The sequence below is a fragment of the Yersinia mollaretii ATCC 43969 genome (genome assembly GCF_013282725.1).
Taxonomy (GTDB): domain Bacteria; phylum Pseudomonadota; class Gammaproteobacteria; order Enterobacterales; family Enterobacteriaceae; genus Yersinia; species Yersinia mollaretii.
This window is the reverse complement of record NZ_CP054043.1, coordinates 2,879,019-2,899,957: the sequence shown is the minus strand read 5'-3', so window position 1 is coordinate 2,899,957 and position 20,939 is coordinate 2,879,019. Positions and strand designations below refer to the sequence as shown.

The following is a 20,939-nucleotide window of genomic DNA, read 5'->3' as shown; positions in this document are numbered from 1 at the left end:
ATATTGCGATATTTATTAGTCATAACTGCTTAGGCATACCCATCTCATTAAAAGTCAAAAGCCAGTCAGGATAATCCCAGACTGGCTTCTATTTTATTGTTACCTTAACAGACAATAATCGATTATTTCTTCTTGGCGTATTTCAGTGAGTCCAGTGCGACTGCAAAGATAATGATGGCACCCTTGATAATATACTGCCAGTAAGGGTTCACGCCGATATAAGTCAGGCCGTAGTTAATAACGGTAAAGATAATGACCCCCGTCACAACGCCGATGACCGTACCCACACCACCACTGAATGAAACACCGCCCACCACGCAAGCCGCGATGGCATCTAACTCATACATAAATCCAAGGTTGTTGGTCGCACTACCAATACGGCCCGCTTCCAACATCCCGCCGAAGGCATAGAACACACCGGACAGCGCATAAATCATGATCAGGTTCAGGGGCACATTCACACCAGAAACTTTTGCCGCTTCTGGGTTACCGCCGATGGCAAAGATATTTTTGCCGAAGCGCGTTTTATTCCACAACACCCAAACAAAGCCGATGGCAATTAGCGCATAGAAGGTAATGTAAGAGAGTTTGAAATCACCAAACCGCAAGAATCCTTGCGCAAAGGTTGAGAAAGCAGGGTCAAAACCTGCAATAGGTGATGCGCCGACGAAGTCGTAATACAGGGAGTTAATACCGTAAACGATAATCATCGTACCCAATGTGGTAATAAACGGAGTCACATTAAGATAAGCGATAATAATACCGTTGACCAAGCCAATAATCGCCCCGATTAAACAGACGGTTAAGATAACGATTGGGATAGGCACGGTCTGTAAATCAGGGAAAACTTTATTCACGTTGTCCATGGCTTGCAGCATGGTTGCCGCAACGACCGCCGCCAACCCCACCTGACGGCCAGCTGACAGATCCGTCCCTTGAGTGACAATCAGACCTGCAACACCGAGAGCAATAATAATACGCACGGAGGATTGGGTCAGAATATTACTCAAGTTCATCAGACTTAAAAATGTCGGGTCCTTGACAATAATAATCGCCAGTAATACGAATAATACGACGTAAATCCCGCTCTCTTTAAGGTAAGTGAGCATACTTTTCTTATTTAACGCATTCATAATAAGAACCTTCGACTGGATTAGAGATGCAAGGATGCAAGACGTAATATTTCATTCTGCGTGGTTTGTTTAGTTTCAACAATTCCCGCAACCTGACCATTACTCATTACCAAAATTCTGTCAGTGATCCCTAATAGCTCAGGCATTTCAGAGGAGATAATAATAATTCCTTTGTCTTTCTTCGCTAGTTCAGTCATTAACTGATAGATTTCAAACTTCGCACCGACATCAATCCCCCGAGTCGGCTCATCCAACATTAATATTTCTGGTTGAGTCAGTAGCCAACGGCCAATAATTACTTTCTGCTGGTTACCACCCGATAATGAACCAATACTGGTACGGTGACCGGGCGTTTTGACTCGCATCGCATCGATAACCCATTGGGTATCGCTCTTCATGCGCGTATTATCCAGCAGCCCAAATTTATTTTTATAATTACGAATATTAGAGATAAGGGAGTTAAAACCTACATCGAGATAAGCGTAAATCCCAGTGGAACGGCGCTCTTCAGTCACCAGTGCAAATCCATGATTAATGGCTTCATTGGCACTGTGGTTATTAATACTTTTGCCATGTAGCTTAATGGTTCCGGCGACTTTTTCGCGGATACCAAATAAGGTTTCAACAATATCAGTTCGTTTTGCCCCTACCAGCCCGGCAATCCCCAAAATCTCACCTTTATGCAAATCAAAGGAGATATCACGAATAGAGGGTTGGCGTAGCGAGGTGAGATTTTTGACTTCCAGAATAACTTCACCCGGCGTATTTAGGCGGTCAGGGAAACGTTGGCTCAGTGAACGCCCCACCATCATGGAGATAATTTGATCCATGGTCAGCCCTTCTAGCGGCTGGGTAGCAATCCACTGACCATCACGCAGTATGGTAATTTCGTCACATAGCTGGAATATCTCTTCCATTTTATGGGAGATATAAACAATTCCACAGCCACGCTCTTTTAATTTGCGGATAATCGTAAAGAGATGATTCACTTCTTTCTCTGTTAATGAGGAAGTCGGCTCATCCATAATGACGATTTTGGCATTGTAAGAGAATGCCTTGGCTATCTCGATCATTTGCATCTGAGATACTGATAACGTGGCGACTTTATCGCGAGGATCAATATCAATATCCAATTCATCAAAGATAGCTTTGGTATCTTTGTACATTTTATCTTGATCGACAAAGAAACCTTTGGTTGGGTAACGACCCAGCCACATGTTGTCCATCACGGTACGTTGTAACACCAGATTTAATTCCTGATGCACCATAGAGACACCATGTTCTAATGCTTCTTTCGAGCTTTTAAACTCTATTTCTTGCCCCTGAAAGATAATACTTCCGGAGTCTTTTTTATAGATACCAAACAGACATTTTAATAACGTTGACTTACCTGCACCATTTTCTCCCATTAATGCATGGATCGAATTTGGCCGCACTTTAAGATTTACGTTATCTAACGCCTTTACACCCGGAAATGATTTATTGATATTACTCATTTCCAGCAACCACTCGCGAGGTTGTGCTGTATTAATATCGGCCATAGTTATACCTGGCTAAGAACCGCCACCGACTTGCTGGATATATCATTCACCCATCCATCAGCGCGCACTCTAAAATAAGGATCAATGCAACAGAAAACCTTCAGCCCCGGAGCCAAGCTCCGTATACCGAATTCTCGGTGCCGGGCCTGAAGGTTAATGACTCTCTACCCTTTAGACTTGGGTGTAAAACGTGTTTCGACTGTTACTTAGTAAATTCAGCCAAGTTATCTTTATCAACACCAACATACGGGATACGTACGATCTTGTTGTCGATTTTCCACGTGGTGCCTTCAGCAGCAGGTTTACCGGCAGCCAAGTTTTTAGCCAGATCAAAGGTCGCTTTAGCCTGGTTGTTGGCATCGTTCAAGACGGTACCGGCCATTTGGCCTGATTTCACCATCGCTAATGCTTCTGGCAAGGCATCAACACCGAACACAGGAACGCTGGTTTTGTTGTGCGCTTTCAGTGCTTCTACTGCGCCCATCGCCATCGCATCGTTGTTAGCAATAACCACTTCGATTTTGTTGGCGTTAGGACCAGATAGCCATGCATCCATCTTATCTTTAGCCTGTGCGGTATCCCACATCGCGGTATCTAACTGCAACTGTTGAGTTGGAATACCTTTTTCATTCAATGTCTTAATGACGTAAGTGGTACGCGCTTCAGCATCTGGGTGACCCGGTTCGCCTTTCAGCAGCACAAATTGAATTTTGCCGTCTTTATTCAGATCCCATGCTGGGTTGGCTTGCCAGTGTTTAGCAATCAACTCACCCTGAATAACACCGGACTCTTTGGAGTCAGTACCAACATAGTAAGCTTTGTCATAGCTATCCAAGGCTTTACGTGAAGGTTCTTTGTTATAAAACACAATCGGTACATCGTTGGCGCGGGCTTTATCAATCACCACGGGTGCGGCTGCGGGGTCAACCAAGTTAATTGCCAGCGCTTTGACGCCCTTGGCCAACAACACGTCGATTTGATCGTTTTGCTTGGACTGGTCATTCTGGGAGTCATTCATTAGTAAGGTAACGTCAGGAGATGCTTTGGCATCTTTCTCTATCGCTTTACGGACCACGGACATAAAGTTGTCATCATATTTATAGATGGTGACACCAATACGGGTATCAGCTTGAGCAGCCGCGCCAAACAACATGCTGGCAGCCAGGGTTGCTAATGTGAAAACCTTCTTATTCATTTGTATCTCCGGGTTTATGTAGGGTAGTACAGGGTGATAACACCATCGCCTAACGAGAGAAAACTGTCGTAAAGCGGCTGACACTGAATATTTATCGTCCTTGAGCGCACTCCACTCCGAAAAAGCCGCCTGAGTCGTCATAAACCATGTCATTTACAAACAAATCGTTTGCGGAACAGATGTCTGTAAATCGCTATTCTAAAACCCGCTACCGTTGGTTTTTTTATCCGGTAACTGATGACATATTGATACATTCAGGTAGAAAACAGCTAGAGCATAGACGGCTCGTTGTTAAGAATCTGTGAATTTTCTCACAGATTGAAAACGGTTACACAAGAATAAATCCCTAACTAGTGAGCAACACCACAAATTGCGACAGAATGCCGTGGCACCAGTGTCGGAGTGAAACAGTAGGTCGCGTGAGGATCTAGTGGGCGATTTGCCCCTTCGAGGGCCAGTTCCGTGGCTAAAGTTGCCATGGAAACAATCGGATAGCGGATGGTGCTGAGTTTGGGGCTGGTATAGCGAGCAATGGGGATGTCATCAAAGCCCACCAGCGAGAACTGCTCAGGGACACTGATACCGTTCTCTTTCAGCGCGGCCAATGCCCCCGCCGCCATTGAGTCGTTGTAAGCGAACACCGCACTAAGCTGCAAATTGCGCCCCAGCAAGTCAATCATGGCGCGCTCCCCCCCTGCTAAGTCTGGCGTGCCATAGGCGCGCCAACTGTCGAGAGCCGTGATACCCGCAGCCTCAAGCGCATTCAGGTAGCCAGTCTGGCGCTGCATGACATCATCAATGGGGTGATTGGAACCGAGGAAACCGATGCGCTGATGGCCCTGCTTGAGCAGTTGACGACACGCTATTTGCGCACCGCTAACATTGTCTAATCCTACACAACGATGCTCGAAGCCAGGAATAATTCGATTAATCAGAACCATACCCGGAACTTGCTCTAAAAAACCTATTAATTCGCCATCACTCAATGCCTTAGCATGGACAACCAACGAATTACAGCGCTGACGAAGTAGCACCTCAATGGCATGGCGCTCTTTATCCGCCTGATGGTAGCTATTGCCAATCAGCACGTATTTTTGATGCCGTTGAGCCACAGTGTCTACCGCTTTCACCAATGCACCAAAAAAGGGATCTGAAACATCCATGACGACTACGCCAACCGTATCGCTGCTTTGTGTCGCCAGCGCCTGCGCATTAGCATTCGGGCGGTAGCCCAGTTCAGACACCGCCTTCAGCACAGCGGCGCGGGTTTCGGGCCGGATAGCGGCGCTATTATTGAGCACGCGGGATACCGTCGCCAACGAAACGCCCGCCCGTGAGGCCACATCGCGAATAGTGATACTGTTGCCAGATGAGTGCTGAGCGGCCATGACATATCCTGTGAACATTATTTCATCAATAAGTCACCATGCTCGCGTTGGTATCAACTGGGCATGGCAGGTGGCCTATCCTACCCAGTTTGTTGAATTTGCCACGTGAAATACGTCACAAGAAAGAAAACGTTTACATACAAATTTGTAACCCGCCCAATCATTTTTATATTGCGGACGTATTCAGGGCTTAGTGTTGCGAGGTTGTAACGATTGACCACAGGCATACGCAGTCAATTTTCGCCATAGCCATTCGACCGGCCCTTGGGCGAAATAACGTAGCCAAAACAGTGAGAAGAGGATGTTACACAACCAGACCAACGGAACCACTGCCAGTAATTGCAAGCGGTCAAGTTGCTGGTATAAGCCGAAATGATAGAAGATCAGTGTGCATATCAATGTTTGCAGTAGATAGTTGCTTAGCGCCATTCGACCCACCTGCGCCAACCAATGGCTAACACGCCAGCCGGATAGGGTCGGCCAGAAGCCATAGAGTAGCGCCAGATACCCCACCGCCTGCAAAGGGGCACCCAACTCGCGGGGAACTTGCAGTAAAAAGCCCGTCCAACGGTAATCCCAGCCCCCCCCCCATTGCAGGGCCACGCCCGGAATCTGGATGAGCAATGAAAGCGGTATCAAACAGGCCGCAATCAGTCGGTAGTGGCGCAAGCTGAACTCACCGCGCAGCCAGCCTGAGCGCATCAATCCGGCCCCAAAGAGCATAGAACCCGCCAGTTCCCAGCCATATTGTGCGCCGATAGCAATCAAATTGGATGACAGCAAGTCCAGCCGATTCTTCCATGCCTCGATCCCACCTTGCAGCTTCCAGAATGCCTCGTATTGCAGGTCTGCTGGCCCTGGTTGCCAAAAGCGGCCCGGTTCCCCGCTGCTGATAAACCCCAGCAGCAAGAGTACGGCGACGCCAAGCAGATAGAGCACCCCTCCGGTGCGCAATAAGCTGGCGGCATCTTTGGCATCCCGGATCATTCGCCAACACACCAAGCCAATCAAACCATAAGCAAATAGAATATCTCCATCCCAGAAGAAGATACCGTGAATCAATCCCAGCAGTAGCAACAGGGAAAGACGCGCCCGTATCCAGCCTTTACCCCGCTTAAGCAGCAGTTCGAGGCCCGCGCCAAACAAAATGGCAAAGATGGAGAGAAATTTCGCCTGCGCCACAATATCGAGAATGGCCCAAGTCCAGCTATCTGACAGTGAGGGGAGGCCCAAATAAGCGGGATTGAGGTAAGCGGCCTTTGGTAGGCCAAACGCACTGATATTGAGCAGCAGAATGCCAAGAATGGCCAGCCCTCGCGCACTGTCTAACGTTGCGATGCGTTGACGCATACCCGACATCCTGTGTACGGGCACCCATTGGTGCCCTCTCTGGCAAAAGGCTAATTAGCCGTTGTGACGTACCGCGCGCAGGAATTCCTGACGGGTATTCTGGCTGGACTTGAACAATCCGCCTAATGAAGTGGTGGTGGTAGCACTGGTCGCATCACGGATGCCCCGTGCCTTGACGCAATAATGCACCGCATCAATCGAAACAGCGACATTATTCGTGCCCAACAGCGTCTGTAACGCCAACAGAATTTGCTGCGTCAGTCGCTCCTGCACTTGCGGGCGCTGGGCGAAGAACTGCACGATACGGTTGATTTTGGACAACCCAATCACACTGTCTTTAGGAATATACGCCACTGTGGCTTTACCATCGATCGTCACAAAATGATGCTCGCAGGTACTGGTCAGGGTGATATCCCGCACCGTCACCATCTCATCGACCTTCATTTTATTTTGAATTAAGGTAATTTTGGGGAAATTTTCGTAATCCAGTCCGGAGAAAATCTCATCAACATACATCTTGGCGATGCGTCTTGGCGTATCGGCCAAACTATCGTCGGTTAAATCGAGATTCAATAACTGCATGACTTGCGTCATATGCTCTTGAATCCGGGTCTTGCGCGTTTCGGCATCTAACTCTTGCTTGCGCAATGGGGTTTCGAGGCCACGAGCCAGCAGCGCTTCATGAACCAGCTCAGCTTCTTTACTTAGCGATGACATTCTTTTCTCCAACAGGCTACGCGTCCGGACGAGATAAACATGATGCAGATCACACCCGGATTTTGCTCCCCACTGTAGTTGAGAGCAAAATGATTATCCAGTGATTGTTATTCATAACCAACTGTTCTTTCCATCATGATGAGCGTGCTGTTCTGCTTGTGTCTGAGCACCCCATCACCCCACCACCGCTTCACGGGCGCGTGCGGGCGTTTTAATCGCTAGCGCACCGGCAATAATCAGTGCCACCACCGCCACATAGAGCGCCGGTTCCAGTCGGTGAGTCAATGCGGTAGAGATTGCCGATAATATCGGGCCAACCAGTTGCCCGATGGCATACCCCGTGGTCAGCAGCCCCGCCATATAGCGAGTGTGCTCGGGGGCCAATTCACGGCCATGCTGCAATGAGAGCTGAACCACACTGAGGAATCCGCCACCAGTCAATAGTGCGCCCAATGCCAACCCGCTCACTCCCGGCACTAGCTCTGCGCACAGGACACCCAGCGCCTGCACCCATAATGTTAACGCCAGACGGGTTTGTGAGGTCAGGCAGTGGCGAGTCAAAATACCAATGGTGATCCCGATCACCGCCGCCCCACCGAAAACAGGCCAGACGAACTGGGCAAACAGGCTCTCAGGGAAGCGCGCGGTCGCCATTTGTGACAAGAAAGTCGCGGGCAGAATGTAGCCAAATCCCGCCAAACTGTAGCTCCACACCAAGCGTTTGAGTGCGGGGGTTAAGGTCAGTGGAACCGCAGCAATGTGCGGTCGATGCAACTCCCCACTGCGCGGCAGATTGATGCTAATCGCAGCAATAATCATCAGCGCCAATACGCCATACACCGTCCAGGCTTGCGCGGCTGATAACTCATAGCTATGGATAAGCACAGCGAGCATACCGCTGATGAATATACCGGCACCCGGCCCGGCAAAAACTGCGGCGCTGAGCGCGGGGCGGCCAAAATGCGCCAGACGCTCATTCGTCCAGGCCGCAATCAGCACCATAGACCACCCACTGGCCCAGCCAATGGCAAAACGCACCACGCCATGCCACCACACGCCATCCACCACCGCCGACAGCAGAGTGAGCGCGACCGCTCCCCATAGCCCCAGCCATAAGCGCCGTTCAACATGGCGGCTGGCCCGCATAGCATCAAAGGCACCAAACAGGTATCCCAGATAATTAAAGGCCGCCACCAGCCCTGCGCCGGTCAAGGTGAATTGATGTTCTGCAATCATCAGTGGCACTTGTGGCGTAAAAGCAAAACGCCCAATCCCCATGGCGACGACCAATGCCAGAAAGCCACTTATTGCTATTCTTAATGCCATCCACTCCACCCATTCATTACTCTGCCAGCGGATTGCTCTGTCAGTCGGTTAAAAGAAAGTTGCCAATATCATGCCTGAGCATTAGAATCACAAAAAATGAATAATAGTCACTAAGTTCATCACAAAAAGAGAACACTTATGGACCTGACTCAGCTACGCATGTTTTGTTGCGTGGCGGAAACCGGCTCCGTTGCCCGAGCAGCGGAGCAGATGCACCGCGTCCCTTCAAATTTAACGACACGCCTGCGCCAGCTTGAAATTGAACTGGGCGCGGACCTGTTTATCCGCGAAAAACAGCGCCTGCGCTTGTCACCCATGGGCCATAATTTTCTCTGCTACGCCAATCGGATTTTGGCGCTGAGTGAAGAGGCGATGCGCATTACTCATGCTGGCGAACCGGCAGGTAACTTCCCGCTCGGCTCAATGGAGAGCACGGCGGCCACCCGCCTGCCCAATCTGCTGGCGGCTTATCATCAGCGCTACCCCAAGGTCTCTTTGTCACTGATCACCGGCACGTCAGGTGAAATCATTGAACAAGTCCGTGCCGGTACATTGGCGACCGCACTGGTCGATGGCCCAGTTCAGCACGATGAACTGCACGGCTGCCGCTCTTTCGAGGAGCAACTGGTGATCATCTCCTGTCTGGATCACCAGCCAATTCTGCAAGCCCGTGATGCCGTGGACGAGACCCTGTTCGCCTTCCGCCCCAGTTGCTCTTACCGACTACGGCTGGAGAGTTGGTTCCGTCAGGCGGGTGTCCTGCCGGGGCAAATCATGGAAATTCAGTCCTACCATGCCATGCTCGCCTGTGTAGCCAGCGGGGCGGGGCTGGCACTGATCCCTCACGCCGTATTGACGCTATTGCCGGGCCATGAAGGAGTGCAAGTCCATCAATTACCTGCGGATATTGCCGATACCGCTACTTGGCTTATTTGGCGCAAAGATGCCTTTAGCCCCAATGTCCGCGCACTAAAAGAGCTGATCATCGAGCAAATTGAGACGCATTGATTGAGCAAGCAAAACCGCGGCTTCCCGCCATAATCTATACAAGAATAGGTTGCAGTTATCTCGAGAGATCACACGCAACATATATGATACATAAAGAATATATTTATATAACACACATCATGCAGAAGCTATAGGAGCAACACCATGGAGATGATTAAAACTCGCGCCGCAGTCGCATGGGGGCCAAACCAGCCGCTATCCGTTGAAGAAGTTGATTTGATGCCGCCACAAAAGGGCGAAGTGCTGGTACGGATTGTCGCCAGTGGGGTTTGCCACACTGACGCCTACACCCTATCGGGCAAAGATCCTGAAGGGATTTTCCCCGTGATTCTAGGTCATGAAGGCGGCGGGATTGTCGAAGCGATTGGTGAAGGCGTGACCAGTGTTGCCGTGGGTGATCACGTCATTCCCCTCTACACACCGGAGTGTGGCGAATGTAAATTCTGCCGTTCCGGTAAAACCAACTTGTGCCAAGCAATTCGCAGCACACAGGGCAAAGGCTTGATGCCGGATGGCACCACCCGCTTCTCTAAAAATGGTCAGCCCATCTTCCACTATATGGGTACCTCAACCTTCTCTGAGTTGACCGTAGTGCCGGAAATATCACTGGCAAGAATCAATAAAGAAGCGCCATTAGAAGAAGTTTGCTTATTGGGCTGTGGCGTCACCACTGGCATGGGTGCGGTGATGAATACCGCCAAAGTGAAACCAGGTGATACCGTCGCCATCTTCGGTTTGGGTGGCATTGGTTTGTCCGCTGTTATTGGCGCACAAATGGCGGGTGCTAGCCGAATTATCGGGATCGACCTCAATACCAGTAAATTCGAGCTGGCCCGCAAACTGGGCGCGACTGACCTGATCAACCCGAAAGATTATGATAAACCTATCCAAGATGTGATTGTCGAGCTGACCGATGGCGGCGTTGATTTCTCATTTGAATGTATTGGTAACGTCAATGTCATGCGCTCGGCACTGGAGTGCTGCCATAAAGGCTGGGGCGAATCCGTGATTATTGGTGTCGCCGGTGCCGGTGAAGAGATCTCCACGCGCCCATTCCAGTTGGTGACAGGCCGTGTATGGCGTGGCTCTGCATTTGGTGGCGTCAAGGGTCGTTCAGAATTGCCGGGCATTGTGCAGCAATATCTGGATGGCAAATTTGCCCTGAGCGATTTCATTACCCATACCATGGGCTTGGATCAGATCAACGAAGCTTTTGACTTGATGCATGAAGGCAAATCTATTCGTACTGTGATTCATTTTGATCATTCTTCAAAAAACAAATAGAGCAAGAAGGCAGACAACGCATGAATACGTCACTTGAACTTCTCGAAGAGCACCGGATGTTTGGCGGATGGCAGCAGCGCTATCGCCATGCCGCTAGCAGCCTGAATTGCAATATGACGTTCAGCATCTATCTGCCGCCACCACGGGATGATAACCCACCGCCAGTGCTCTACTGGCTGTCGGGGCTGACCTGTAATGATGAAAACTTCACACTGAAAGCCGGTGCGCAGCGCATTGCCGCTGAACTCGGATTGGTGCTGGTGATGCCAGATACTAGCCCACGCGGTGATGGCGTTCCTAATGATGATGGCTATGACTTGGGTCAGGGGGCGGGATTTTATCTGAATGCGACACAAGCGCCTTGGTCGGCACATTTTCGGATGTACGACTATATCAGCCAAGAGTTGCCAGCACTGATCCGCCAGCATTTTAGTGTGAGTGAACGTCAATCTATCAGTGGTCACTCAATGGGCGGTCACGGGGCACTGATGCTGGCGCTGCGCAACCCGCAGCAATATCAGTCGGCCTCAGCTTTTGCGCCGATCGTGAATCCGTGCCAGGTACCTTGGGGCCGTAAAGCTTTTACGGCCTATCTGGGCACGGATGAGAGCCAATGGCTGCAATACGATAGTTGCCATCTACTGACCCATGCACAAGCTCAGTTGCCGATGTTGGTCGATCAAGGCGATGGCGATCAATTCCTTGCTGAACAGTTACAACCCGCAAAATTAGCCGAACTGGCGCGCCAACGTGATTGGCCGCTGACTTTGCGTATTCAGCCAGGTTATGATCATAGCTATTTCACTATAGCGACATTTATTGAAGATCATCTGCGCTTCCATGCAGAGTATTTACATCTATAACGGTAATAACTAACCTGATTAATAATCATTAAATACCTCAAGCCCCTACGGGGGCTTTATTTATTATATATAGTGGGCAATAACGGTAACGTTCAATATTAATTAATATCGATTATAGCAACAATTAGTAGCGGCGGTAATTAATCATTATTAAGATCAAGAATAATAAAAACCAAAAAACATTGATAATCAGATCAAAAAGAATTACAAATAAGCGGAGAAGTATTAGCGCGAGATAATTAATTATCGAACCGCGTAACAACAAAGCCATTAAAACAGATAAATAAAGCGAGATATTCCCGCATGCTTATAAGTGAATTCTTCAATGATGTAAAACTCAGCCCAATGGCTAGTATATTAGCCATAACAATAACCACATTGGGAATGGTTTCATCATTTTTAGTATTAGTGCTTTATTTAACAGATAACAATATTGAAAAACATCATAGTCATTATTCGCAAACTTATCGTCTAGAAACTCAATTGACTCTGCCTAGCGGTGACAAAATTACATCCGCTCAAGTGGCACTGCCTCTATTATCCGTATTAAAAAATGAGAAAAACATTCAGAAAATAGCCTACACGTTTCGATTATTCACAAATTTGCAAGTCAATGCCCGAGTATATAACAAAGTCGATATCTATGCTGTTAGCCCAAACTTTTTCAATATCGTCATGCCCTACTCGCAAAAAATCCCCCCTCTGGCCCGGAATGAAATTATTATCACGCCTGAGTTTAATCGCCAATACCTTCAGTTGGATAACCCTAAAGGGCAGATCATTACATTAGGGGGGAAACACCAATACGTAATAAAAGAGGTGGTTGAGCTCAATAACGCCAGCCGTTTTAACACGCAGGCGGTTATTGCTTTTTCTCCAGAGATGATTGATGGCTACCATGACAAACGGCATGATTGGTACGATATGCATGTCTATGCATTTGTCACTATAGAACCCGGTACAAAACTCACTACCGAGCAATTGAATACACTGATTACTCAACATGTCCCCCGCCTTCCTGGCGCACCATTTATCGTTAGCCCCGAAGAATTTATTCAGCTATCGGCACGCAACATCACTGATATTCATTACGACAATTCGTTGCCTGATGAAATGAGTACAGTAATTTCAAAATCCTATATATATACGTTGTATGCTGCGGGTATCTTTATCTTTTTAACCACGGTCATGAATTTTTTCAATGTTAATAATGTCATCAATAGCAATAAAAAAAGCAGTTTTCAGATAAAAAAGTCAGTGGGTGCATCTCATGCTCAACTGCTAACAGAGTCATTTTACATCGCAACATTACAAACACTGTGCATACTGATATCAGCAATCATCCTTTTGGTAATTCTGATCTCTCTGTCTATTAATATCAAAACGCTAATCCTAATTCAGGGCATTAGCTATTTATGGCACGCACTCCTGCCGGTATTGATGTCCATCTATGCCGCAGTGATAGCATCCCATTTAACTTATCTCTATGTTGTCGTCTTTCCCAACCCATCCAGTCACAGTAATTACTATAATGATCAGCCGTTATCGCGTTACATCTATCAAGGTCTATTATGCGTTCAAATAATTATTGCGGGTGTCATCATCTATTTATGGGCAGGTATCATGACACAAAACAGCTTTATACAACGTCATGACTTTGGCTATGAAAAAGACAATATTATAACATTCCCTCTCAGTGATGAGCTGAGCACCACAGCATCAATCAATAACTTAGAAGATGAATTTAAACGCACTATTGGGGTAAAGGCACTCTCATTAAGCAGTTGGCAACCCTTTAATAGGTCAAGACACAGCTCTTCAATATCTCATCAAAATCAGCAAGAGAAAGATAAGTTAGTGTCTATAAATATTCTTAATGCAAATAAAAACTTTGTCGATGTTTGGGGTTTAAAAACATTAGCTGGCAATGAACATACTCTTGTACCAAGTGATAGTGATGACCTTTATCATGCCATAGTGACAAAGTCTTTTATTTCTGCAATGGGATTTGCATCCTATGATGAGGTGCTTAACACGACATTTTATATATACAGCGGTGATGCACAACGTAAAATACGCATCCTTAGTGTCGTAAATGATTTTTATCTTGCCGAACAAAATGAAAAAGTGACGCCACAACTCATATTTATTGAAGATAAAACGCAACAATATGGCGCACTAAAACTACAAACCAGTCACGATATTGCCATGACAAAAAGAGTCCTTGAGCGTTATCACATCACTCCTGAACAAATAAAATCAGTTAACTCTCTACATCAAGAGAGCTTAAGCAGTAGTAAATTAATACAAACAACCGTCAATAACCTGACCTTACTGTCAATGGCATTGATATTGATAAGTACAGTTATCATTAGCATGTCAGAGACAAAACGAATCGAAAAGACCTTAAGAATAATGGACGCAATAGGTGGATCTATTTACACGAACATAGTTTTCTTTATACAACAAAATATCGCACCGGTCTTTGTTGCAGTCATAATCTCTCTCCCTGCAGGGCAGTTTTTACTGAACCTCTGGCTTAATCAATATGTTATTGTCAATGGACTGTCATATATCTATGCCATGGCTGCACTCTTAGCATTCATCGTTACTATTATCATGGTTATGTGTGCCACCTTATTTTTCAATAACACATTTTCCAAAAAAAACTCTCAATAAAAATACCTTAAATACGGAAAACAAAGAACAGATTATATGGATATACAAATCAAGAAAAAAAAGCCTACAAATAGAAATGCGAAATTAATTGTATTCTGTACATTGCTTATGCTTATTGCATGTGTTTTTTATATCATCCGATTATCCACACTGCAAAGCACCTTGTTAATTTCACGGGAGGATGTCACCTTTCATACGGTTCAACCGGAAGCTTATCAAGAGACATTGATTACCCGCGCCATAACTGTCCCCAAGGAGAGTATTATTGTATCGAGTGAGCGTGGAGGGAAAGTCATTGAAATCGTCAAGCCCGCTTTTGCGCGCATCGTAAAAGGCGATGTGATCGCTCGTTTATCTAATTATGACTTCATGCTAGAAACAACATCTAAGATGGCTGATATTACAGAGCAAACAAATAACTTACGTAATATGAAGATGCGATTGGAGCAAGATAATCGCGACACAAAAGTTAATTTGCAAGAGGCTCAACATCAATTAGAGATAATTTCTAAGAATTTGGCAAGGCATCAAGCGCTCGATAAAAACTCACTGATTGCAAAGTCAGAGGTAGAGTATCAGCTCGATCTATTCCGGCATTGGAAAATCAAGAGTGAAATATTTAACCAACATAATGATGCGAATAAAAAATCAATTCCAGCACAGTTTAAGCACATCGAGGAATCCATTCAATTACTTGGAAGAATGATGAAGATGGTTGAAAGTGGCTTGGAGCAACTCGTTATAACCGCACCTATTGATGGGACGTTATCTTTTCTCGATATCGAACTAGGGCAGCAAATAAAACCGGGTGAGAAAATCGCCGTAATAGATAATTTAACATCTTATTACTTCAATGCTTATTTCAGTGAGTATTATCTCGATAAAATCAAGCCGCAGAGCCACATCGCGTCACAAATCAGTGGGCAGGATACCCCCCTTTTTATTGAGTCAGTATCCACCATTGTAGAAAATGGTCAGTTCAAAGCTAAACTCATTCCCGTTGACGAAACCTCTCTCGAACTTAAAAGGGGGCAATCCATTGAAATACACATTCCATTGCAAGAGAAAAACAATAGCGTATTGCTAGTGCCTAGCGAGAGCATTATTTCAGACAAAAATGGAAACAGTTACCTCTATATTTATCAGGAAAAATTTGATCATGCGATGAAAACAAAAGTTGAAGTAAAACGAAGAAATGCCATGAAAACAGAAATTACATCAGGATTAAAGGCGGGGGAATGCATAGTTATACTCCCAGAGAAGAATAGTACTGAGTACAATATTGTTGAGTTCAAATAACATGCTAAATATGCAGAATGCGGACAAGTTCCACACAACCAAAACGGTTAGAACCAAGGCTTTAAATCATCTCAATCTTACCGTAAAAAAAGGTGACTTCGTTTCTATCATGGGGCCATCAGGATCGGGTAAATCAACATTACTCAATATTATCGGCATGTTTGACTCTCTGGACAGAGGCTCACTTACCTTAGCGGGGAGAGAGGTTACAAACCTAAATTATTCACAGAAAATTTCGTTACGTCGAGAGTTGATAGGATATATATTTCAATCATTTAATCTGATTCCCCATTTATCCATTTTTGATAATGTCGCGTTGCCGCTGAAATATCGTGGCATTGCCAAAAAGGAGCGCATTGAACGAGTCAATCAAGTTTTAAATATTTTCGGTATCGACAACAGGAGAGATCATAAACCGATGCAGTTGTCAGGCGGCCAACAGCAGCGGGTGGCTATTGCCAGAGCGATGGTATCCGAACCGGCATTACTCTTGGCAGATGAACCCACCGGCAATTTGGACAGTAAAAATGCACGTGGCGTACTTCAGCAATTAAAATATATCAATAAGAAAGGTACAACCATTATTATGGTCACCCATTCAGATGAAGCCTCAACCTATGGAAGCAGAATCATTACCATGAAAGATGGCAATTTCATCTGATGGGTAAATTGTATAAATCGCCATATTATATCGATTAAAAATGTTGATAGTGCTCAACTCAACGAGCACTGAAACCACACAAGCATGATCTCAGTGCTGAGTTATTTTCAGCGCTATAACTCGACCTCTTCTCCTTTACGGTGTAAACGCAAGGAGACCAAGAAGGTTAGGAAACACATTGCTGAAACATACCAAAAGAAACTATTTTCCATGTCAAAAGACTTGAGCGACAGCGCCACATATTCAGCGCTACCGCCAAACATCGCATTCGCCACGGCATAAGATAGCCCCACTCCCAGCGCTCTAACTTCCGGTGGAAACATTTCGGCTTTCAGTAACCCACCAATAGCGGTGTAGAAGCTAAGAATAATCAAAGCAGTAACAATCAGCATAAAAGCGATATAAGGGCTAGTGACCCCCTTGAGGGCATGCAAAATAGGCACCGTCAGCAACATTGATAATAGGCCAAAAGTCAGCATAGAGGTACGGCGGCTAATGCGGTCAGATAATGCGCCAAACAGTGGCTGAATCAGCATAAAAATAAACAATGCAGCCGTCATCACTAAACTGGCAGTTTTCACATCCATTCCGGCAGTGTTAACCAAATACTTCTGCATATAGGTGGTGTAAGTATAAAAAGAGAGAGAACCACCCGCCGTGAAGCCCAGCACCATAATAAATGCACGGCGGTTCTTCCACAGACCTTTCAAACTCCCGGCATCTTTCTTATTTCGGGTTTTTTCATCGGAGGTTTCATTCAGTGAACGGCGTAAATAGAGAGCAACCACCGCCAGCAATGCTCCCAACACAAATGGAATTCGCCAGCCCCAACTGTGCAATACTTCTGATGACAAGGTTTGCTGTAATAGCACCAGCACTAATAGGGCCAGTAATTGCCCCCCAATCAAGGTGACATATTGGAAAGAGGCATAAAAACCTTTGCGCCCTTTCACTGCAACTTCACTCATATAAGTCGCACTGGTGCCATACTCCCCGCCAACAGATAGGCCTTGGAATAAGCGAGCCACTAATAACAGAATCGGTGCCAGACTGCCGATGGAAGCATAGGTTGGCAGGCAGGCAATCATTAGCGAACCCGCACACATCATATAGACGGAAATAAGCATGGAGAGTTTACGTCCATGTTTATCGGCAATATAACCAAATAGCCAGCCGCCTATTGGCCTCATGAGAAATCCGGCGGCAAAAACCCCCGCAGTCTGCACTAATTGAGTCGTTGGATTATCACTGGGGAAAAAAAGAGGTGCGAAATAGAGGGCACAAAATGAGTAAATATAAAAGTCGAACCATTCAACCAAATTACCAGAGGAGGCACCAACAATAGCGCGAATTCTCTGCCGGGTATCAGCTTTCTCTGTCAAGCGTGCTGATTGTGCTGCATTTTCTGCCGATATTGTTTCGATGGATGTTGTTTCTGCCATTTGATGTGTCCGTCATCTTGTTGAGTGCCTATGCCCGCATAAGCACTCATTTATATATTGTTATGTTGTTATATATTGGTAACAATATCGTTTCAATTGGTGTTGCCTTCGAGATGACAGTTTAGGAATAAACTCACATTTCCCTGTGATTTCAGTTACACAATGATGTATCTCGCGTGTATGGCGAATTTGTTTTTGTGAGGATGAACTCAGATATCAACAATGGCTGATCATATTGCGGAAATGATAACTGGCCAGAATCCGTGCTTCACTGACCAATTATCTGTTGGGTCATTTCGGCCTAGAATGCCGAGCCGGGTTGTAACAGAAAAGCTTGTTCCTCCGCGCTGGAGACGCGTCCGAGAATATGATTTCGGTGCGGGTAGCGGCCAAAACGATCAATAATCGCTTTATGGCGTAATTCATAATCCAACTGGAGTTCATCGCCTAATTCGGTATAGAGCGCCAGCGCTTGTTGATGAATTAGTGCCGACTCTGAATGCATATATGGCATATAGAGAAAACCGCGTTGTACATCAGATAATAGCCCTGTCTGACCACTACTGACAGCCTCTTGGGCCAAGACTAACGCCATACCATCACAAGAAAAAGAGGTGGGTAAATCGCGGAACATATTTCGGCTGAACTGATCCAATACCAGTATTTCAGCCAAACGTCCCTCGATATTTTGTCGCCAATGCGCCAGTTCTCCCTTTGATGCAGCTTGCCAAACTGAACCAAAATGCTGACGTAAATGGGCATCAAAATCTTCATCCTTTTTGAACCACAACGCCGAATCCATTTCACTAAACCAGAACTTAAGAATTTTTTGATAGTCCATGTCATACCCCTGCTTCGTCAGACGACGATAAATATCAGTGAAAAAGAGTTGTACCCATCAAGACCGTCTCAGTCTGTGGCCTCCATCCATTCACCCACCATACAATCTCTGCCATAATGGCGCTCTTATTTTATAGGTAGTTCTGCCCCCTTCATACCTTTTAGCAAGGGTGCGCACCGACCACGGAGCTCAGCATGGATCACTGTAATACCTCGGACTTACTCTCTCTGGAACAAGCACTGACTAAAATGCTGTCACGGGTCACGCCATTGCAAGCAACAGAAATCGTCCCACTCGCGGATGCTGCGGGGCGTATCACAGCCAGTGCAATCAATTCCCCCATTGCCGTTCCACCTTTCGCCAATTCGGCGATGGACGGTTATGCTGTGCGCTGTAATGAGCTTAGCAGCGGAGTGCCACTTCCGGTGGCCGGAAAGGCTTTTGCAGGTGCGCCTTTTAAAGAGGCATGGCCTGCCAACACCTGTGTCCGCATTATGACTGGTGCGCCGATTCCTGTGGGAGCCGATGCCGTTATCATGCAAGAACAGGCTGTGGTGAGCGAACAAGGCATCACATTTACTGGCAGTGCGCAGCTCGGGCAAAACATCCGTCTGGCGGGTGAAGATATTGAGCAAGGTGCGGCGGTGTTCCCTGCTGGCGTAAAATTAGGTGCCGCACAACTCCCCTTGCTGGCATCACTGGGTATCGCCGATGTCGCTGTTTTCCGAACATTAAAAATCGCTATTTTCTCTACGGGTGATGAGTTACAAGCGATCGGGCAGCCACTGGGCGAAGGGCAGATTTACGACACTAATCGCTTTGCGGTTCACTTAATGCTGCAAAAATTAGGCTGCCAAATTATTGATCTTGGTGTCATCCGTGACGATCAACAGGCATTACGCGAAGCATTTGAGCAAGCCGATGGCGTTGCTGATCTGGTCATCAGCAGCGGTGGCGTCTCTGTCGGTGAAGCGGACTACACCAAACAGATGTTGGAAGAGCTGGGCGATATCGGTTTCTGGAAATTAGCGATCAAACCCGGCAAACCTTTTGCCTTTGGCAAATTGGATCACGCCTGGTTCTGCGGCTTACCGGGTAATCCGGTCTCGGCTGCCCTCACCTTCTATCAGTTAGTGCAACCGTTGATTGCTAAACTCTCAGGTCACTCAGAGTGGCATCCGCCAGTCCGCTTAAAAGCAAAAGCAGTGACAAAATTGAAAAAATCCCCTGGCCGTTTGGATTTCCAGCGTGGGATTTTCTCTACCAATACCAACGGCGAGCTGGAAGTGCGCACCACGGGCCATCAAGGGTCTCATATATTCAGCTCATTTAGCCAAGGCAACTGTTTCATTGTACTGGAGCGGGAGCGCGGCTCGGTAGCGGTTGGCGAAACCGTCGAAATAGAGCTATTTAACGCGCTGTTAGGGGGCTGATATGCTGCCTGAACTCTCCGATGCACAAGCCCTGCGCTACAACCGGCAAATCGTCCTGCGTGGTTTTGATTTTGACGGACAGGAAAAGCTTAACGCAGCCAAGGTGTTAATCGTAGGATTGGGCGGTCTTGGCTGTGCGGCAGCACAATATCTGGCAGTGGCAGGGGTGGGCCATCTTACACTGCTGGATTTTGATACCGTTTCTCTCTCCAACTTGCAGCGGCAAATTCTGCATCGCGACAACCGCATCGGGATGTCTAAAGTCGCCTCTGCCGCACTCACACTGTCAGAGATGACCCCATATCTGTCACTGAAAACCATTGATGGTCAGCTAGATGACGATCAACTCGCGGCCACCATTGCTGGGCACCACTTGGTGTTGGATTGCACCGATAATGTCGCCAGCCGAGAACAATTGAACCGTCTGTGCCATGCCCAGCGTAAACCGCTGGTTTCAGGGGCGGCGATTCGGATGGAGGGGCAAGTCACTGTCTTTACCTATCAGGAGGATCAGCCCTGTTATCGCTGCCTTAGTCGGCTGTTCGGCAATAACGCGCTCACCTGTGTTGAAGCTGGGGTGATGGCCCCATTGGTGGGAATTATTGGTAACTTGCAGGCGATGGAAGCCATAAAATTACTGACAGATTATGGGAAAGTGGTCTCGGGCCGGATATTGATGTATGACGCCATGACGGCAGAATTTCGCAGTTTAACACTGACAAAAGATGCCCATTGTGAGGTTTGCAGCAAGGTTTAGCGGGTTTCAGGGCATAAAAAAA

General features: G+C 46.9%; 17 protein-coding genes. 8 read left to right on the top strand and 9 right to left on the bottom strand.

Annotated features, from left to right (window positions below):
* Window positions 1–122: 122 nt before the first annotated feature.
* From mglC to HRD69_RS12740, 7 genes are all read right to left on the bottom strand, one after another.
* Window positions 123–1,133, bottom strand: a complete 1,011-nt coding sequence (mglC, locus tag HRD69_RS12770) for a galactose/methyl galactoside ABC transporter permease MglC (protein WP_004388732.1) — start codon at window positions 1,131–1,133, stop codon at window positions 123–125.
* A gap of 20 nt (window positions 1,134–1,153) precedes the next feature.
* Complete coding sequence (gene mglA / locus HRD69_RS12765) at window positions 1,154–2,674, bottom strand: galactose/methyl galactoside ABC transporter ATP-binding protein MglA (RefSeq protein WP_004876286.1); 1,521 nt, start codon at window positions 2,672–2,674, stop codon at window positions 1,154–1,156.
* 202 nt (window positions 2,675–2,876) lie between these two features.
* A complete protein-coding gene (mglB, locus tag HRD69_RS12760) occupies window positions 2,877–3,869 on the bottom strand; it encodes a galactose/glucose ABC transporter substrate-binding protein MglB (protein ID WP_005273836.1) in 993 nt (330 codons plus the stop codon).
* 350 nt (window positions 3,870–4,219) lie between these two features.
* A complete protein-coding gene (galS, locus tag HRD69_RS12755; protein ID WP_004876290.1) occupies window positions 4,220–5,257 on the bottom strand; it encodes an HTH-type transcriptional regulator GalS in 1,038 nt (345 codons plus the stop codon).
* A gap of 183 nt (window positions 5,258–5,440) precedes the next feature.
* Window positions 5,441–6,607, bottom strand: coding sequence for a DUF418 domain-containing protein YeiB (gene yeiB / locus HRD69_RS12750; RefSeq protein WP_004876292.1), 1,167 nt, complete (start codon window positions 6,605–6,607; stop codon window positions 5,441–5,443).
* A 54-nt stretch (window positions 6,608–6,661) separates the two neighbouring features.
* Window positions 6,662–7,324 (bottom strand): GTP cyclohydrolase I FolE, encoded by a 663-nt coding sequence (folE, locus tag HRD69_RS12745; RefSeq protein ID WP_004876294.1) that lies wholly within the window; start codon window positions 7,322–7,324, stop codon window positions 6,662–6,664.
* Window positions 7,325–7,498: 174 nt separating this feature from the next.
* Window positions 7,499–8,650, bottom strand: a complete 1,152-nt coding sequence (locus HRD69_RS12740; RefSeq protein ID WP_032815111.1) for a YbfB/YjiJ family MFS transporter — start codon at window positions 8,648–8,650, stop codon at window positions 7,499–7,501.
* Between the two features lie 138 nt (window positions 8,651–8,788).
* Between HRD69_RS12740 and ptrR the strand changes: the two genes are divergently transcribed.
* From ptrR to darD, 6 genes are all read left to right on the top strand, one after another.
* Entirely contained in the window at window positions 8,789–9,658 is an 870-nt protein-coding gene (ptrR, locus tag HRD69_RS12735) for a putrescine utilization regulator PtrR (protein ID WP_004876298.1), read from the top strand.
* Window positions 9,659–9,802: 144 nt separating this feature from the next.
* On the top strand, window positions 9,803–10,942 hold the full coding sequence (locus tag HRD69_RS12730; RefSeq protein WP_004876301.1) for an S-(hydroxymethyl)glutathione dehydrogenase/class III alcohol dehydrogenase: 1,140 nt from the start codon (window positions 9,803–9,805) through the stop codon (window positions 10,940–10,942).
* A gap of 20 nt (window positions 10,943–10,962) precedes the next feature.
* A complete protein-coding gene (gene fghA / locus HRD69_RS12725) occupies window positions 10,963–11,805 on the top strand; it encodes an S-formylglutathione hydrolase (protein ID WP_004876303.1) in 843 nt (280 codons plus the stop codon).
* A 303-nt stretch (window positions 11,806–12,108) separates the two neighbouring features.
* Window positions 12,109–14,484, top strand: coding sequence for a darobactin export ABC transporter permease subunit (darB, locus tag HRD69_RS12720; protein WP_004876304.1), 2,376 nt, complete (start codon window positions 12,109–12,111; stop codon window positions 14,482–14,484).
* 36 nt (window positions 14,485–14,520) lie between these two features.
* The gene (gene darC, locus HRD69_RS12715; protein ID WP_032815112.1) at window positions 14,521–15,783 is read left to right on the top strand and encodes a darobactin export ABC transporter periplasmic adaptor subunit; all 1,263 of its coding nucleotides are present in this window, start codon (window positions 14,521–14,523) and stop codon (window positions 15,781–15,783) included.
* A gap of 1 nt (window position 15,784) precedes the next feature.
* Entirely contained in the window at window positions 15,785–16,444 is a 660-nt protein-coding gene (gene darD / locus HRD69_RS12710; RefSeq protein WP_032815113.1) for a darobactin export ABC transporter ATP-binding protein, read from the top strand.
* 113 nt (window positions 16,445–16,557) lie between these two features.
* Here darD and HRD69_RS12705 read toward each other — a convergent pair whose 3' ends face one another.
* Window positions 16,558–17,886 carry an MFS family transporter gene (locus tag HRD69_RS12705; protein WP_004876311.1) on the bottom strand — a complete coding sequence of 443 codons (1,329 nt, stop codon included), beginning with the start codon at window positions 17,884–17,886 and terminating at the stop codon, window positions 16,558–16,560.
* Between the two features lie 301 nt (window positions 17,887–18,187).
* Window positions 18,188–18,727, bottom strand: a complete 540-nt coding sequence (locus HRD69_RS12700) for a DUF924 family protein (protein WP_004876315.1) — start codon at window positions 18,725–18,727, stop codon at window positions 18,188–18,190.
* 194 nt (window positions 18,728–18,921) lie between these two features.
* Here HRD69_RS12700 and moeA point away from each other — a divergent pair, with 194 nt between their 5' ends.
* Both moeA and moeB read left to right on the top strand, forming a co-directional pair.
* Complete coding sequence (gene moeA / locus HRD69_RS12695) at window positions 18,922–20,160, top strand: molybdopterin molybdotransferase MoeA (protein WP_004876317.1); 1,239 nt, start codon at window positions 18,922–18,924, stop codon at window positions 20,158–20,160.
* Window position 20,161: 1 nt separating this feature from the next.
* The gene (gene moeB / locus HRD69_RS12690; protein ID WP_004876319.1) at window positions 20,162–20,917 is read left to right on the top strand and encodes a molybdopterin-synthase adenylyltransferase MoeB; all 756 of its coding nucleotides are present in this window, start codon (window positions 20,162–20,164) and stop codon (window positions 20,915–20,917) included.
* Window positions 20,918–20,939: the final 22 nt, after the last annotated feature.

Excerpts from the sequence above, each read along its gene's own strand:
- mglC (WP_004388732.1), bottom strand. The coding sequence starts at position 1,133 with ATGAATGCGTTAAATAAGAAAAGTATGCTCACTTACCTTAAAGAGAGC.
- moeB (WP_004876319.1), top strand. The coding sequence starts at position 20,162 with ATGCTGCCTGAACTCTCCGATGCACAAGCCCTGCGCTACAACCGGCAA.
- moeA (WP_004876317.1), top strand. The coding sequence starts at position 18,922 with ATGGATCACTGTAATACCTCGGACTTACTCTCTCTGGAACAAGCACTG.
- HRD69_RS12700 (WP_004876315.1), bottom strand. The coding sequence starts at position 18,727 with ATGGACTATCAAAAAATTCTTAAGTTCTGGTTTAGTGAAATGGATTCG.
- galS (WP_004876290.1), bottom strand. The coding sequence starts at position 5,257 with ATGGCCGCTCAGCACTCATCTGGCAACAGTATCACTATTCGCGATGTG.
- darC (WP_032815112.1), top strand. The coding sequence starts at position 14,521 with ATGGATATACAAATCAAGAAAAAAAAGCCTACAAATAGAAATGCGAAA.
- HRD69_RS12740 (WP_032815111.1), bottom strand. The coding sequence starts at position 8,650 with ATGGCATTAAGAATAGCAATAAGTGGCTTTCTGGCATTGGTCGTCGCC.
- fghA (WP_004876303.1), top strand. The coding sequence starts at position 10,963 with ATGAATACGTCACTTGAACTTCTCGAAGAGCACCGGATGTTTGGCGGA.
- HRD69_RS12730 (WP_004876301.1), top strand. The coding sequence starts at position 9,803 with ATGGAGATGATTAAAACTCGCGCCGCAGTCGCATGGGGGCCAAACCAG.
- ptrR (WP_004876298.1), top strand. The coding sequence starts at position 8,789 with ATGGACCTGACTCAGCTACGCATGTTTTGTTGCGTGGCGGAAACCGGC.
- darD (WP_032815113.1), top strand. The coding sequence starts at position 15,785 with ATGCTAAATATGCAGAATGCGGACAAGTTCCACACAACCAAAACGGTT.
- mglB (WP_005273836.1), bottom strand. The coding sequence starts at position 3,869 with ATGAATAAGAAGGTTTTCACATTAGCAACCCTGGCTGCCAGCATGTTG.
- HRD69_RS12705 (WP_004876311.1), bottom strand. The coding sequence starts at position 17,886 with ATGGCAGAAACAACATCCATCGAAACAATATCGGCAGAAAATGCAGCA.
- yeiB (WP_004876292.1), bottom strand. The coding sequence starts at position 6,607 with ATGCGTCAACGCATCGCAACGTTAGACAGTGCGCGAGGGCTGGCCATT.
- darB (WP_004876304.1), top strand. The coding sequence starts at position 12,109 with ATGCTTATAAGTGAATTCTTCAATGATGTAAAACTCAGCCCAATGGCT.
- folE (WP_004876294.1), bottom strand. The coding sequence starts at position 7,324 with ATGTCATCGCTAAGTAAAGAAGCTGAGCTGGTTCATGAAGCGCTGCTG.
- mglA (WP_004876286.1), bottom strand. The coding sequence starts at position 2,674 with ATGGCCGATATTAATACAGCACAACCTCGCGAGTGGTTGCTGGAAATG.